Source organism: Chitinophaga skermanii (assembly GCF_003259335.1).
Taxonomy (GTDB): domain Bacteria; phylum Bacteroidota; class Bacteroidia; order Chitinophagales; family Chitinophagaceae; genus Chitinophaga; species Chitinophaga skermanii.
In genome coordinates this window covers 12,589-27,802 of sequence record NZ_QLLL01000012.1, presented here as the reverse complement: position 1 = coordinate 27,802, position 15,214 = coordinate 12,589, and the positions used below count along the sequence as shown (strand labels likewise).

Below are 15,214 nucleotides of genomic sequence, written 5' to 3'. Positions count from 1 at the left end.
GTACACTTATTTTACGCAATAACAAAAAAGCATCCTTCACGGGTTTTTTGCGTAAGCCTACGACCCCCTACCAGTAAAGGTTTGCCCGGCTTGTTAATATTTTGCTATCAGATTTTTTCTACATGTATGTTAGCATAACTCGTAGATTTTTCCTGGCAATACGCGTACAATTGCTTGCATTTCGAGGTTTAATAAAGCTGCCGATGCCTTGCTATAAGGTAGCCCACTTTGCTGTATCACCTGTTCAAAAGGCAACTTTTGCCCAGCTTGTAGAAGGTTGAATAACTGTTGTTCCTCCGGAGGCAATTCGTAGAATAAGGTTCTTTGTTGAGAGGGTGGGGTAGGGGAAGTTGATGTCCAGTTCATATAATCGAGCACATCGCTGGCAGAGGTTACTAACTGGGCTTTCTGTTCCCTGATCAGTTGTAAGCAGCCTGCCGATGCCGGGTCGCCTACGCGGCCGGGAAATGCCATTACATCCCGGTGGTAACCATGGGCTAGGTCGGCCGTTATTAAAGAGCCTCCTTTTTCATCAGATTCTACAATAATCGTAGCATCTGCTAAGCCGGCTACAATCCTATTCCTGCTGGCAAAGTGCTGGCGGTGTAAAGGGGTATAACTCATGCATTCTGTTAGTAAACCTCCATTTTGCAACATGGCGTTGGCAACGGCATGGTGTGCCGGGGGATACAGCATATCGAAGCCATGGGCCAATACACCCACCGTAGGCATTCCTGCTTGTAGGCAGGTTTCATGGGCTACTACATCAATGCCGTACGCTAAACCACTAATAACAAGTACCTGCTCCTTTTGTAAACCCCGTACCAACTGTTCGCATAATTGTTTGCCATAAGCAGTGGGCCGGCGCGTGCCTATAATACTTACCACGCGTGGTGTATTCAATACTGTATTGCCTTTAGCATATAACAATATAGGAGCATCTACGCAATGCTGAAGGCGCGTTGGGTAGCATGGATCGGTGTAAAAGATGGGCTGAATTTGATGCTGTTGCATGTATTGCACCTCCTGTTCTACACGGTCGAATCCACGGAATGCTTTGATCGCTTTAGCCCTAGTAGGACCAATAAGTGGAATTTTTGATAGTGTGTTGAAAGGTAGTTTGAATATTTCTTCGGCGGAATGTACATGTTGTAATAATTCCTTGGCAACAACGTGGCCTACTTGCGGAATACAAGTAAGCGCCACTTGGTAATGTAGTGCTTGCATGGTTGGGTTAACAATTTATCGTACTGAATTTACAATTTTTCTGCCGACTTTTGCCCTGGATTTATACATTCAAAATCTTAATTCATATGAAGGCATACTGTAAAATGGTGGTGATTGCTGCGATGGGGTTCGTAGGAATGACAGCGTGTAAAACATCGAAACCTGTTCAACAAACCCAATCTAGCCAACAAACTTTATTATTACCCGGTGGTCCAGCATGGGGAGCACTCTATATGCAACATGCAGGCGAATATAAAGCCCTCTGCTTCCAAGCATACCAATTGGCTGCATTACGCCTCGATGCTATCCTTCAACAACCTTCATCAAAACCACGTGCTATTGTAACAGATATTGATGAAACTATTTTAGATAATAGCCCCTATAATGCACACCAAGCATTATTAGGTCAAGAATATACCGACGCATCCTGGAACGAATGGACTTCCAAAGCGGCAGCCGATACAATTCCCGGTGCATTATCCTTTTTGCAATACGCAGCTTCAAAAGGTGTAAAAGTATTTTACATCACGAACCGTAAAACAGATGAACAAGCCGGTACTTTACAAAACTTACAACGCTTCAATTTCCCCAATGCTACGGCTGAATATTTATTGCTGAAAACAACTTCTTCAGCGAAAGAATCGCGTAGAGAATCCGTTGCTAAAACGCACGACATTGTTCTATTAATGGGTGATAACCTCGGCGATTTTGCCGGTGTATTCGAAAACCACAAATCAACCGAAGAACGCAATGCAGCTGTGTTAAAATTGCGCGGGGAATTTGGTAGTCGCTTTATTGTACTTCCCAATGCCATGTATGGCGATTGGCAAAGTGCTTTAATAAAATACAATTACAAAGCCACGATGCAGCAAAGAGATTCAACCTTGCAAAAAGCATTAAAATCATATTAACAAAAAATCCTCGTCCACGACGAGGATTTTTTTTATTCCAGTATGTATAAAAAATAGAAAAAGAAATTATCTTGTAGCCCGAAATCTAATGAGTAGTAAGCCAACGTGACCCTGGTAAACAATAGAACCTAACTAGTATTGAATATTTGAAATTGTAACGAAGCAACAAATTCCCTACAGTATGAGAACATTCCATTTGATGTTGGCAGCGAACTGCCTCACGCTATACTGCGTGCTTATAAGTATTCAATACCAGTCAACTTTACATTCAACTTACACAAACAATAATTAAACCTAACGCAATCAAAATCCCGAAAATGAAGTCATTAAAATTAACACTGGCCGTATGCTGCCTGTCGCTGAGCGCCTTTGCACAAAAGTTTGAACCAGGTGTTATCATTCAACAAAGTGGCGATTCGTTACGCGGCTTAGTAGAACGCCCTGTAATGATGAATACGCCGAATAACTTCCAATTCAAACAAGCCGACGGTAAAGTAACCACGTATACAGCCGCGCAAATAAACGGTGTGAAATTCGACGCCGATGGCCTCTTATTTGTAAGCCGTGAATTAACACTCGATCAAACAGATCAGGGCGTTAATTATTTAACCACACATGCCGACGATCCTCGAACCATTGAAACAAGAAAGTTCTTCATCGAAATGGTATCTGCAGGATCTTCAATGAAATTGTACCGTAATATTTTTAGCGGTGGGTATACTACTTTTATTGTGGAAGATGAAAGTGGAAAATTTACACCACTCACAAACTTGGTACAGTTTAATACTACCACGAAAAAGCTGGAAACCATTCCTATTTACAAGAAGGAATTGACAGAGATTTTTGGTGATTGTGCTTTGGCAACAGAAATAGGCACATTGGAGTATTCTCGCCAAGAAATTACACGCGCTATTAACAAGTATTTGAAATGTAAATATGGCGCAAAAGAAGGTGTTGCATTGGCGAGAGTTAAGAACAGTAGTGCAGAACAATCCATTGGTTGGGGTGCTTTGTTAGGCATAGGTTTCCCCAGTTACAACATGAAGTACAGCGGCGTGGGTAGCGAGGATATTAAGCAGAAAATGAGTATCCCTATTGGTATATTTGTACAATTGCCTTTATCAAGAAAAAATGATGGTAGCGTGTTGTTGTTCGAAGGTTATTACCACAGTATAGCTGCAAACGGAACATACACTATTCCCTCTCAAGAAACATCGCGTACGATGGATGTTGCTGTACGTTTTTTCCAAGTGAATATCTTGTATAACGTAAAACTTACAAATGGTAAATACCAACCGTTTTTAAGCGCTGGTCTAGGAAATGGTTTGGGTATGGGCGCCGGTAAAAATACGTTTGAAGAAACCATGCGTGGCTTCAAAAATTCTGGTAAGGAGTTAGTGAAAGTATCCGGCTACTCTCCATCTATTATTGTAGGTGCAGGGTTACAATTAGGCCGTTTCGCACCGGAATTGCGCTACCAATTAGGTCAAAAATTGGGTGAAGGGATTGGTAACGACGCTGTAAAATCAAATATTCTTCAGTTGATCATGCGTTACCGCTTCTCTAAATAGTTTCATTTTTATTTCAAAATAAAAACCCGTCTACTACCTGGTAGTGACGGGTTTCTTTTTTATCCTACACGGTTACGTATTACACGAGCCCGAATTGTTTGAAGTGATGGTAGTTGTGTTTTTTATGGAATAGCTGCCAATCTTCATAGCTACATTGCCCAAATACCGGGTTCATGTGCAGCTTGCCAGGATTCGCTTGGTAATATTGGTGGAAAATATCAACAGCATTTAAGAAGGCCAGCTTTGCTGTGGCTAGATCTGGATGCTTATAAGGGTGTAAATCTTTTCCGAAGATAGGTGATATCACACCTTGTCTTAATTCTACTTCCGAACGCAAGAACTCGCGTATGGTAGGTAGTTTGGCCTCGTCGGTAAAGCATGGTGCTTCGGGGCTTCCGCAACCGATATGATGAATAGCTGTTAAGTGTTCAATCATGTGTTGGGGCGTCATACCACCCCAAATTGGAGTCGACGTGGGTTGTAGGTTTGCCATCAGCGGCTCTATTGTAGCACGGTGAATGTAAGTTGGAATAGTCATGATAAATGTTTTTATAAACTAACGATACGTAAAGTGGTGCGCCTATTTTGAGCACGACCTTCGTCTGTGGTATTATCTGCAACGGGTTTGGTTTCGCCGAAACCTTTGGCGGTAATCCGGTTAGCAGCAACACCTTGACTAGCGAGGTAATCTGCCACAGATTTAGCACGGTTTTGCGAAAGCTTTAGATTGTCGGCATCATTACCAACATTATCGGTATGCCCGTTAATTTCGATTTTCATACCGGGGTTATCCGTTAGTAATTTAACGAGTTTATTTAGTTCTACGAGCGAAGCGGGTTGTAATTCGTATTTTTTTGTATCGAAAAATATGTTTTTAAGTACAATTTCAGCATTTACAGCCAACGGTTGTAAGGGAATGTTTTTCTCGTAAGGTTTCGTAAGATCAATGTTTCCAGAGAGCGAGAAGTAATCACTATAGAATAAGTATCCGCGGCGAGCTACGCTAAAGGCATAATCTTTCCCAGTAGGCAAAGGCACCAAGTAATGGCCGTTATTATCGCTTCTGATGGTAGCAATTGTTTGACCATTGCTGAGATCTACCAAATCAATGGCCGCTAATATGCGCTTGTTCGTGGTAGAATCATATACATATCCTTTCACGTATGTAGTACGTGCAGGGCGAGCGCTCTCGTAGAGTTCAAAGCTATAAATATCCAATGCTCCGCGGCTATCCGACCTGTCTGAAGAAAAATAAGCCGTTTTACCATCCGCGGCCACAATTAGGCTGGCATCTTCCTCAATGGTATTGATAGGGTAGCCTAGGTTTTTAGCTTCGCCCCAGCTACCGTCCGCATTCCTTTTTGCGTAAAACATATCTAAACTGCCATAGCCGGGCCATCCGTCTGATGCAAAGAAGAGTGTTTGATTATCGGCATGAATATAGGGCGTGGTTTCATTGCCTTTTGTATTGATGGTATTGCCTAATGGTACGGCTTCTTGCCATACACCACTGCTATTGCGCGTGCTGGAGTAAATATCGTAGCCATTATCGGAAGTACCACGAACGAAATAGAGTGTTTGCTTATCGGGAGAGAGGGAAGGTTGTGTTTCCCAGCCTTCCGTGTTAATGGCATTGCCCATATTTCGGGGTTCCGACCATATACCGTTTTCCTTTACTGAATAATAAATATCGCAACTACCTTTTCCTTGGGGGAAGTTGCAGCCGGTGAAAACGATCATTTCCCCGTCTTGCGAAATATTTTGGGCGCCTTCATTGAAAGCACTATTAATAGGTTCGCCCATATTGGCGGCGCGTTTCCACTGTTTTGTTGTATCTCTTCCTGCAACAAAGAAGTCTTCATTCGTTCCTTTTACGCGGCGCGTGAACACGAGGGTTTGATCGTCGATGGTAATAGAAGGAAAGTATTCTGCTTCACTGGAATTGATGTTGTCGCCTAAGTTCCGCGGAGTAAAAGGTACAGGCGTACTATTTTTTGCCGCGAATTCCATGCTAGCCTTTAATCGTAATGCTTTGTCGGAAGGTGCTTTCGAGCGTTCTACATAGCGGGTAATAACGTCTAACGATTGAGGGAATTGGCCATTACCTGCTAATGCCCGGGCATAGCCGTAGCCAATAGTTTTAAAGGCGGCAGTATCGAGTTGTAATAACTTCTCGAAGGATTGAATGGCATGTGGATATTGTTTCAGCTCGAGTTGCGCAAGTCCTAGTTGACCATAAGCATCTGTGAAATTGGGGGTTTGCTTGATGGCCGATTCCAATAAGCTGATCGCTTTTGTCGTTTGGTAGCTGCGCATAGCATCTACCGCTTGATCGAAGAGGGATTGGGTTTTCTTGTTTGCCGTGCTGTACGTTACATTTTGCGCATGCAAACTCAACTGCACGAAAAGGCAGCTGCAAATCATCAATAAGGTGTGTTTTTTCATAGTACTTCGTGCTTTCAAAGTAACGAAAAAAAACGCCCGATGTTGTAGTAAATAAGATTAAGGAACGTTGATATACTTATGCACCTGCAATGAAAGCTGCCACTGTGGGTGATCCTTGATATAATCTACGATCAATGGCGTCATTTCTTTGGCTTTGCTCCATTCGGGTTGTAAATACAGTTTACAGCCCGGGCTAGCCAATGCAGCGTGTTTTTCGGCCCACGCGAAGTCGGACTTGTTGAAAATAACCACCTTTAATTCGTGGGCAGCGCGGTTTACCTCTTCTAAAGGCGCTTTGAATTTCTTAGGAGAAAGGGTAATCCAATCCAGCGAACCGCTGAGTGGTGATGAGCCGGAAGTTTCGATATGTGTGCGGAAGCCAGCTTCATGGAGGGCACTGGTTAAGGCATCGAGGTTGTGCATGAGGGGCTCGCCACCTGTAATAACGGCAATTCTACCGGGGAATTGGGCGGCTTGTGATACGATATCGGCAACGTCGTACTTTGGGTGCTTATCGGCATCCCAACTCTCTTTCACGTCACACCAATGGCATCCTACGTCGCATCCACCCAAACGGATGAAATACGCTGCTTGGCCCTGATAGAATCCCTCACCTTGAATGGTGTAGAAATATTCCATAACCGGTAATGTGCGATTGTTTGTTGCAATACTCGTGTCCATAATACAAAATTCTATAATCCCCGTACCTTCCCCAAATTTTTATACGGGCCTCTTTAAAACAGAAGCCTGCACTCGCGTGGAATGCAGGCTTAATTATTTCGATTGAATAATCTTTAGTTCATTCCACCTTTCTGGCCAATAGCGGCATGATAGGTATTCTTCAACAAGGCAGCGATCGTCATCAAACCAACACCACCCGGAACCGGCGTGATATAGCTTGATTTCGGCGCTACTTCATCAAATTTCACGTCACCTACTAAGCGGAAACCGCTTTTCTTAGTTTCGTCGGCAATACGGTTAATACCTACGTCGATAATCACCGCACCTTCTTTTACCATATCCGCTGTTACGAAACCTGGTTTACCAATGGCAGCCACGATAATATCTGCTTGCAAGCAAAGCTCTTTCAAGTTCTTTGTTTGCGAGTGTGTTAATGTAACGGTGCAGTTGCCCGGGTTGCTATTACGACTCAGTAAAATGCTCATTGGTGTACCAACGATGTGGCTACGACCAATTACAACGGCATGTTTACCTTTTGTTTCGATGTTATAATGTTCCAACATTAACATGATACCGTAAGGCGTTGCAGGAATGAAAGTCGGTAAGCCGCTCACCATTTTACCTACGTTCATGGGGTGAAACCCGTCTACGTCTTTACTTGGATCGATGTTATTGATCACTAATTCTTCGTTGATATGTTTCGGTAAAGGTAACTGTACCAAGATACCGTCGATATCGGCATTTTCATTTAAGGAAGTGATGTGATCGAGGAGATGTTTTTCGGAGATGTGTTCGTCGAAGCGCAGTAAAGTTGAATTAAACCCGATTTCTGCGCAAGATTTAACTTTTGAAGCTACGTAGGTTTCGCTTGCACCGTTGTTACCCACCAAGATGGCGGCAAGGTGAGGTGTTTTCTTGCCTTCTGCTTTCAATTGAGCTACTTGCTCTGCCAATTCGGCTTTAATAGCCGCTGAAACTAATTTACCGTCCAAAATTTGCATGTGCAAAGTTAAGCAGGATTATTGGATTTTGAGGAGGATAACAGGGCTTTAACATTATGTAAAGGGTAAAAAAGGCCCTGGGCGTGGTATTGACTGGTTATTTTTTTTCGGGGGGAGGAAGGGCTATATAAGGGAAATCCCGGCCGAAGCCAGGATTTCCTATTGTTTAATTTTCTAAACACTACATTCTAAAAGCAGCTTAGGCTTTTGGTGCTGCGGCTAAGATTTCAGCATCCGCTTGTGCAGCATACTTCTCGAAGTTGCGTACAAACTGACCAGCTAAGTCTTTCGCTTTCGCATCATAAGCGGCTTTATCGCTCCATGTGTTACGCGGATCCAAGATTTCTTCCGGAACGTTCGGGCAACTAGCTGGGTAAGCGATACCAAATACAGCATGCTCGTTGTATGGTACGTTATCCAATTGGCCTGTTAACGCTGCGGAGATCATGGCGCGGGTAAAGTTCAATTTAATACGGTGTCCTTCGCCGTAAGCGCCGCCGGTCCAACCCGTGTTAATCAACCAAACGTTTACTTTATGCTCACGCATTTTTTCGCCGAGCATTTGTGCGTATTTCGCTGGGTGAAGAGGAAGGAAAGGTGCGCCAAAGCAAGCACTAAAAGTAGATTTAGGCTCGGTTACACCGGCTTCAGTACCTGCAACTTTAGCAGTATAACCAGAAATAAACTGGTACATCGCTTGACCAGGTGTAAGCTTCGAAATTGGAGGCAATACACCGTAGGCATCACAAGTAAGGAAGAATATATTTTTAGGAATGTTACCTACAGAAGGTTCCAATGCATTATCGATATAATTCAGCGGGTAAGATACACGCGTATTTTCAGTAATCGATTTGTCGGCATAGTTTACCTTGTTGGTACCTGGGAAGAAAGCGATATTTTCCAACAGCGCGCCTTCTTTTACAGCTTTGAATATTTGGGGTTCTTTTTCTGCGCTAAGGTCAATTGTCTTGGCATAGCAACCTCCTTCAAAGTTGAATACGTTGGAAGAAGTCCAACCATGTTCATCGTCGCCGATAAGTTTACGATTAGGATCGGCGCTTAATGTGGTTTTGCCTGTTCCGCTTAAGCCGAAGAAGATAGCTGTATCGCCATCTTTACCTTGGTTGGCAGAGCAGTGCATGCTCAACACTTTACGATCGTGTGGTAATACGTAGTTGAGAATCGTAAATATACCTTTTTTCATTTCGCCGGTATAAGCGGTACCACCAATGATGATGGTCTTTTTCGTGAAATTTACAACGGCAAAGTTGTGTTGACGCGTACCGTCAACAGCCGGATCTGCTAGGAAGCCCGGAGCTTGGAGAATTGTCCACTCGGGTTCCATCGTTTCTAATTCTTCCTCGGTTGGTCTGAGGAACATGTTGTAAGCAAAAAGATTGGCCCATGGTTGCTCATTCACCACGCGAATGTTCACGCGGTAATTTTGATCAGCACATGCGTAACAATCCCTCACCCATACTTCCTTTCCAGAAAAATACGCGGTGATTTTGTTGTAGAGCTTATCAAAGTTTTCGGCAGTAAACGGAAGATTGAAATCATTCCAATTCACACTGTCTGCAGTCAAGCTATCTTTTACAATAAACTTGTCCTTTGGAGAACGACCGGTAAATTCGCCGGTATTAACAACCAACGCACCTGTATCGGCTAATTCGCCCTGACCCATTGATACAGACTGTGCAACGAGTTCTTCAGGCGTTAGTTGATAGTGTACGTTAGCGATGTTCTCTATGCCTAATTCCTTTAATTCTGTAAGAGCATCTCTTACACTACTGATTTGCATAAAGAAAGATTGTTTTGGTGTAAAGGCAAAACTAGGTAATTTTTGATTTTGTCAAATTTTATAAGTGTTGTACCACTTAAATTTCGATGTAATGATGGTTTTGAGGGTAGAGGATTAGAATATTTTCAATAAACATCGATTTCAAGTAGGCAAAACGATAGTAAGTAGGTGACGATTTAGTGAAGAAAGTATCTTGGTAAGTTAAATATGAACCTAAAATGTTGATTTTTATAGGGTTTGCGTCATTTTTACACACTTGAAATTGACTGTTTTATACTAAAAAGGTGTTAGAACTCCGGTTTTGCCAGTAAACGATTTCTCTGTAGGTTTGAACCCGCAAACGAAGAACCGCATTTATATAGATTATTAAAAGCATATAGCATGAAAGCTTTACCGCTGGACCAACAGATTTTCATTAAAAACCGTGCACGTTTTGTTGCGAAAATGCAACCAAACTCCATTGCGATTTTTAACTCGAACGACGAATTGCCAACAAATGGCGATGCCTTGTTTCCTTTTAAACAAAACTCCGACCTATATTGGTTAACAGGGATTGAGCAAGAAGATACAATGCTCATCTTGAATCCTTCTTTCCCCGACCCGAAATACCGTGAAGTATTGGTATTAGTGCGCCCAAACGAATTAAAGGAGAAATGGGATGGCCATCGCTTACGCAACAATGAAGCAACGGCTATTTCAGGTATTACTTCAATTGTATACCTCGATGTACTCGAAGGTGTTTTGCAGCCTTGGATTCACGATGTAGCTAACATTTACCTCAACACAAACGAAAACAACCGCAAGTCCAACTATGTGCCTGTACGCGATTACCGTTATGCACAAGAAATGAAATTGCGTTATCCTTTACATAATTATCTCCGCTCGGCACCCCTGTTGAAGGAACTCCGCTCTGTTAAAACCCAAGAGGAAATTGTTGTAATGCAACAAGCCATGGATATTACAGAGAAAGCTTTCCGCCGCTTATTGGGCTTCATTCAGCCCGGTGTGTGGGAACACGAAATCCACGCAGAAATCTTGCACGAGTTCTTACGTAACCGCTCTAAAGGCGAAGCGTACGGCTCTATTCTAGCTTCTGGCGATCGTGCCCGCGTGTTACACTATGTTTCTAACAACCAAGAGTGTAAAGATGGCGAGTTGATATTGATGGATTTCGGTGCTGAATACGGTGGTTACAATGCCGATTTAACGCGTACTGTGCCTGTAAACGGGAAGTTCAGTAAACGTCAACGCGACGTGTACAACGCATGTTTGCACTTACACAACTATGCGAAAAGCATCTTGAAGCCTGGTATCGTGTTGGCGCAATACCACGAGCAAGTAGGCGACGAAGCCACCAAAGAGTTTATCAAATTAGGCTTACTCACCGAAGCAGATGTGAAAAACGAAGACCCATCTAACCGCGCTTACCGCAAGTACTTGTACCATGGTATTTCTCACCACCTAGGTATAGATGTACACGATTTAGGTCCTTCCATGACGCAGCCATTACCAGCCGATGCCGTGATGACTATCGAGCCTGGTATTTACATCGAGGAAGAGCAAATGGGTATTCGCATCGAGAATAACATTTGGGTGCGCGAGAGTGGTAATATTGATCTCATGAAGAATATTCCGATCACGGCCGATGAAATTGAGGCTTTGATGAAGAAATAATAACCTGCAAACCCCGTGTTGCCGCAATTCCTAATGGAATGTGTGCTGTACGGGGTTTCTTTTATCCAGAACATTTATATCTTTAATGCATTGCTATAACAAGCAATGTGTATTTTACTATGAAACAATTACCCAATATTCTTACCCTCGGTAATTTATTCTGTGGCGCCCTCGCCATCATTTTCGTGCTGTATGCACCGGAAACCCTGACAGAATATAATGGCAACGATTACAAAGTAATTAGCCCGGCCCCCGTTTACTGGGCGTCTATTCTCGTGGTATTAGCCGGTGTATTCGATTTGTTCGATGGTATGGTAGCGCGTTGGTTAAAGGTTTCATCGCCTTTGGGGAAAGAATTGGACTCCTTGGCCGACGTGGTTAGTTTTGGGGTAGTACCGGGTATGATTTTATTCCGTTTATTACGAAGCGCATACATGCAAATGCCGGATGTATTTGATGTGTCGCTCGTAAACTTAGCACCGGCTTTATTGGTACCGTGTTTCGCGGCTTATAGATTGGCTGTGTTTAACTTGGATACGCGTCAAAGTGAGAACTTTATCGGTATGCCCACACCGGCAGTAGGCTTGATGGTGGCATCTTTCCCGTTAATTATGCTGTATGATTCGTTCGGCATGGCTCATTATTTACAGAATATTTGGGTGTTATATGGCATTATCGCTGTGCTTTGCTACCTCATGGTATCGCCACACCCGATGATTAGCATGAAATTCAAGAAATTGAAGGCCAAAGAAAACATCCCGCGGTTCATTATTTTGGCTATCGTGGTAATTAGCATCCCTGTTTTGAAGTTCGCGGCAGTGCCGTTTATTTTTGCTAGTTACGTGATTTTATCGCTGGTAATGCCACCGAAAATCAGCCAAGCGTAACGTAGTACAAGAAATTTTGATAAGAAGCAAATGGATTTTGCCTTCTTATTTATTATAAAATCACGTAGGTTTGCGTCAAAATTTTAGAACGATGACTTTTACTGCACTTATTAATGTAATGCCGCTGAAGGAATTATTGGACCCACAAGGTAAAACTGTTTTGGGCGGATTGAATAACCTCGGCATGAAAGGCGTGCACGATGTAAGAATTGGTAAACACATTACCTTGCAAATCGAAGCTGGTAGCAAAGAAGATGCTTACAGCATTGCTGAAAACGCTTGCCAAAAATTATTGGCAAACCAAGTAATGGAATTCTACGAAATCACTATTCAATAATATTCCTGAAGCGCTTACACCGCTTTGATCAAACGCTGTGCAATGCTCATTTTAGGGCGTTACACAGCGTTTCATCTTGTGTACCATTCATATGGCCAAATTAATCCTTGTTCCATCGCCGATTGGCAACCTCGCCGATATTACTTACCGCGCTGTAAAAGTGCTGGAAGAGGCCGACCTGGTTTTGGCCGAAGATACCCGTACCTCCAGCGTACTACTAAAGCATTATAATATCAATAAGCCCATTACTCCTTATCATCAGCACAACGAACATAAAGTTTTACAACACCTCGTTCAACAGCTGCAGATGGGTAAAACCATGGCTTTGTTAACAGATGCTGGTACACCTGGGGTGTCAGATCCCGGCTTTTTGCTTGTAAGAGAGTGTATCAGGGCGGGCGTTACGGTAGAATGCTTGCCGGGAGCCACTGCTTTTGTGCCGGCCTTGGTGAATAGCGGCATTCCTATGAACCGCTTTGCTTTTGAAGGTTTCTTACCGCTTAAAAAAGGCAGGCATACGTTACTCACGCAATTAGCTACAGATGAACGCACTTTGGTGTTTTACGAATCGCCGATGCGGCTCGTAAAAACATTGGAAGACTTTATCAACTATTTCGGTCCCGACCGCCAATGTTGTGTTAGCCGCGAGATTTCGAAGATGTTTGAAGAGAATAAACGCGGTACTTTACAAGAAGTAAGAGACTATTTCGCTGAAAAGGGTGTGAAAGGAGAGATCGTTTTTATCGTGGAAGGATTCATCAACCCCAAACAGAAAAAAAATAAATATAGCGACGATGATGACGATGAATAATCGTATCCCGCTTTTATAATTGCAAAGCTTCGTCTAGTAGATGAAGCTTTTTTTATACAAAAAAGGCCGACCCCGGCTGAGTGGAGTCGACCTTACTATCAAATTAAAAACCATACACTTAGTAGAAAACGGCTACGTCATCTAACGTTTTGCGTTGTAAATCTGGCACCCAGCATTCTTCAGCAGGATAGCCGACGGGTAGTAACAAGAAAGCTTTTTCATTTTCGGGGCGCCCTAAAATATCACCCAAGAAATTCATGGGGCTTGGCGTATGTGTTAAGGTAACCAGCCCAGCATGGTGGATAGCTTGTAGTAGGAAGCCGGCAGCAATACCGACGCTTTCTTGTACATAATAATTGTTGTTTTTATGACCATCTTCTTCAAACTCATACACTCTTTTAAACATAACGATTAAGTAAGGCGCTACCTCTAAGAATGGTTTGTGCCAATCGGTTTGAAGCTTTTGTAGATCTTTTAGCCAACGGTCCGACATTCGCCCGTTGTAGCTTTTATATTCTTCTTTTTCAGCGGCTACGCGGATTTGTTTTTTGAGAATAGGATTCTCAATAATACAGAATGTCCAAGGTTGTTTATGTGCGCCGGAAGGAGCCGTGCTGGCAGCGAGTACAATGTTTTCGATTACTTCACGCGGTACATGCTTTTTGGAAAAATCTCTCACAGTTCTTCTAGCATTCATCCATTCGAACATTTCGCGGGAGCGCGCGAGCATTGTGTCGGCATCGAACGTTGTACGATGATAGGCCACGAAGGGGTGGCCTTCGATGAGCTTAGTTGACATAAGCAGACGATTTTGGTTTAATTAGGTTGTATAGCAACTTACAGAAAATTCGCTGTTTGGGAAATTAAAATTTGATGTGGAAATCCGCTATTGAACGAGCTTTGAGGGGATTTTTTGAACTGAGAAAATAGGTACGAGTAGTATAGAAATAGGCAGGCAGGCAACCTGGGATTTTCTTGATATACAGTGATTATTTCATGTGATGAAAAATTAATAAGTATTTTAATATGAAAAATTAATATAGCTGGAAGAAAAGTTGCGCTTGAAAGAGTGAAAAGAGCGGGTTTTCAGAGGTTTTATGCACTGGCTTGCTGCTAATAATAAAGGGTTGCATTCCTTTGTAATGCAGTAAAAAACGTTATCTTTAGATTATACCTGCATTTTAACCCATTACGCCTTAAGACACGGTAGCATTTTTAAAAGATTCAAAAGTTTAGCTTGTATGACGACTTCCAACTGTACGCAATTATTATCCGTAACTGAAGATTTACAACTCGCTCGCTGGCCCGAACTAGCGCAGAAAATATCATTAGCCGATATTCTCACTTGCCTCAATGCTGCAGAACCAGTTGGTGAAAGCATGATTCTCGGTACCCAAAATCTCGTTTATTCAGCTAAAACCGCCATTCTGCCTAATGTGCAGGAAGTAGTAACCATCTTTTATCAAAATGATAATTGGTCGAAAATTGAGGTGCAATGCAATACCGAAGAAATCAATATAGGGCACGTCATTCCCAACGAATGGCCCGAACCTGAAGTGATCCTCGACTTTAGCGCAGGCACTACGGTTACCGATTTCTCTGAAATAACCAATGTTTGTCCTGCCCAAGGCCTAGCCTTTTTCGTAGACCCGGAAGATGGCCGCCTACTTCGTTTCGAACTCTTTAAACCCATGAGTACCAACGAATACCTAGCCACCTTACGCGATGAAAGCGATATGGATGATATCGACCTCGACGATTACTTAGAAGAGGAAGAATAGCTTTGCTACGCTTATCTTTGCTGATCTCCACTCTTCCATTTTCCCCTTGTACAAACGGAGTAATTTGTATTTTAGCAACTTAACATA

14 protein-coding genes are annotated in these 15,214 nt (G+C 42.8%); 7 read left to right on the top strand and 7 right to left on the bottom strand.

Annotated features, from left to right (window positions below; translation table 11 throughout):
* Nucleotides 1-129: 129 nt before the first annotated feature.
* Nucleotides 130-1,227 (bottom strand): DNA-processing protein DprA, encoded by a 1,098-nt coding sequence (dprA, locus tag LX64_RS23620; RefSeq protein ID WP_111600174.1) that lies wholly within the window; start codon nucleotides 1,225-1,227, stop codon nucleotides 130-132.
* An 86-nt stretch (nucleotides 1,228-1,313) separates the two neighbouring features.
* Between dprA and LX64_RS23615 the strand changes: the two genes are divergently transcribed.
* Complete coding sequence (locus LX64_RS23615; RefSeq protein WP_111600173.1) at nucleotides 1,314-2,138, top strand: 5'-nucleotidase, lipoprotein e(P4) family; 825 nt, start codon at nucleotides 1,314-1,316, stop codon at nucleotides 2,136-2,138.
* Nucleotides 2,139-2,455: 317 nt separating this feature from the next.
* Nucleotides 2,456-3,709 (top strand): hypothetical protein, encoded by a 1,254-nt coding sequence (locus LX64_RS23610; protein ID WP_111600172.1) that lies wholly within the window; start codon nucleotides 2,456-2,458, stop codon nucleotides 3,707-3,709.
* 79 nt (nucleotides 3,710-3,788) lie between these two features.
* Here LX64_RS23610 and LX64_RS23605 read toward each other — a convergent pair whose 3' ends face one another.
* The 5 genes from LX64_RS23605 to pckA form a co-directional block, all read right to left on the bottom strand.
* Nucleotides 3,789-4,247: a hypothetical protein gene (locus LX64_RS23605; protein WP_111600171.1), complete on the bottom strand. Its 459-nt coding sequence runs from the start codon at nucleotides 4,245-4,247 to the stop codon at nucleotides 3,789-3,791.
* A gap of 11 nt (nucleotides 4,248-4,258) precedes the next feature.
* Complete coding sequence (locus tag LX64_RS23600) at nucleotides 4,259-6,154, bottom strand: OmpA family protein (RefSeq protein WP_111600170.1); 1,896 nt, start codon at nucleotides 6,152-6,154, stop codon at nucleotides 4,259-4,261.
* Between the two features lie 57 nt (nucleotides 6,155-6,211).
* Complete coding sequence (locus LX64_RS23595; RefSeq protein WP_245952803.1) at nucleotides 6,212-6,835, bottom strand: 7-carboxy-7-deazaguanine synthase QueE; 624 nt, start codon at nucleotides 6,833-6,835, stop codon at nucleotides 6,212-6,214.
* A 113-nt stretch (nucleotides 6,836-6,948) separates the two neighbouring features.
* The gene (gene folD / locus LX64_RS23590; protein WP_111600169.1) at nucleotides 6,949-7,836 is read right to left on the bottom strand and encodes a bifunctional methylenetetrahydrofolate dehydrogenase/methenyltetrahydrofolate cyclohydrolase FolD; all 888 of its coding nucleotides are present in this window, start codon (nucleotides 7,834-7,836) and stop codon (nucleotides 6,949-6,951) included.
* Between the two features lie 199 nt (nucleotides 7,837-8,035).
* Nucleotides 8,036-9,637 (bottom strand): phosphoenolpyruvate carboxykinase (ATP), encoded by a 1,602-nt coding sequence (gene pckA, locus LX64_RS23585; RefSeq protein WP_111600168.1) that lies wholly within the window; start codon nucleotides 9,635-9,637, stop codon nucleotides 8,036-8,038.
* A gap of 381 nt (nucleotides 9,638-10,018) precedes the next feature.
* Between pckA and LX64_RS23580 the strand changes: the two genes are divergently transcribed.
* The 4 genes from LX64_RS23580 to rsmI all read left to right on the top strand — a co-directional run bounded on the left by LX64_RS23580 (nucleotide 10,019) and on the right by rsmI (nucleotide 13,346).
* Nucleotides 10,019-11,311, top strand: a complete 1,293-nt coding sequence (locus LX64_RS23580) for an aminopeptidase P N-terminal domain-containing protein (protein ID WP_111600167.1) — start codon at nucleotides 10,019-10,021, stop codon at nucleotides 11,309-11,311.
* A gap of 119 nt (nucleotides 11,312-11,430) precedes the next feature.
* A complete protein-coding gene (locus tag LX64_RS23575; protein ID WP_111600166.1) occupies nucleotides 11,431-12,198 on the top strand; it encodes a CDP-alcohol phosphatidyltransferase family protein in 768 nt (255 codons plus the stop codon).
* Between the two features lie 91 nt (nucleotides 12,199-12,289).
* Nucleotides 12,290-12,535 carry a phosphoribosylformylglycinamidine synthase subunit PurS gene (gene purS, locus LX64_RS23570; protein WP_111600165.1) on the top strand — a complete coding sequence of 82 codons (246 nt, stop codon included), beginning with the start codon at nucleotides 12,290-12,292 and terminating at the stop codon, nucleotides 12,533-12,535.
* 91 nt (nucleotides 12,536-12,626) lie between these two features.
* Complete coding sequence (gene rsmI / locus LX64_RS23565) at nucleotides 12,627-13,346, top strand: 16S rRNA (cytidine(1402)-2'-O)-methyltransferase (protein ID WP_111600164.1); 720 nt, start codon at nucleotides 12,627-12,629, stop codon at nucleotides 13,344-13,346.
* Between the two features lie 118 nt (nucleotides 13,347-13,464).
* Here the strand turns inward: rsmI and LX64_RS23560 are convergent, their stop codons facing one another.
* Complete coding sequence (locus tag LX64_RS23560; protein ID WP_111600163.1) at nucleotides 13,465-14,145, bottom strand: nitroreductase family protein; 681 nt, start codon at nucleotides 14,143-14,145, stop codon at nucleotides 13,465-13,467.
* Between the two features lie 442 nt (nucleotides 14,146-14,587).
* Between LX64_RS23560 and LX64_RS23555 the strand changes: the two genes are divergently transcribed.
* The gene (locus LX64_RS23555) at nucleotides 14,588-15,127 is read left to right on the top strand and encodes a hypothetical protein (RefSeq protein WP_111600162.1); all 540 of its coding nucleotides are present in this window, start codon (nucleotides 14,588-14,590) and stop codon (nucleotides 15,125-15,127) included.
* The last annotated feature ends 87 nt before the right edge of the window (nucleotides 15,128-15,214 follow it).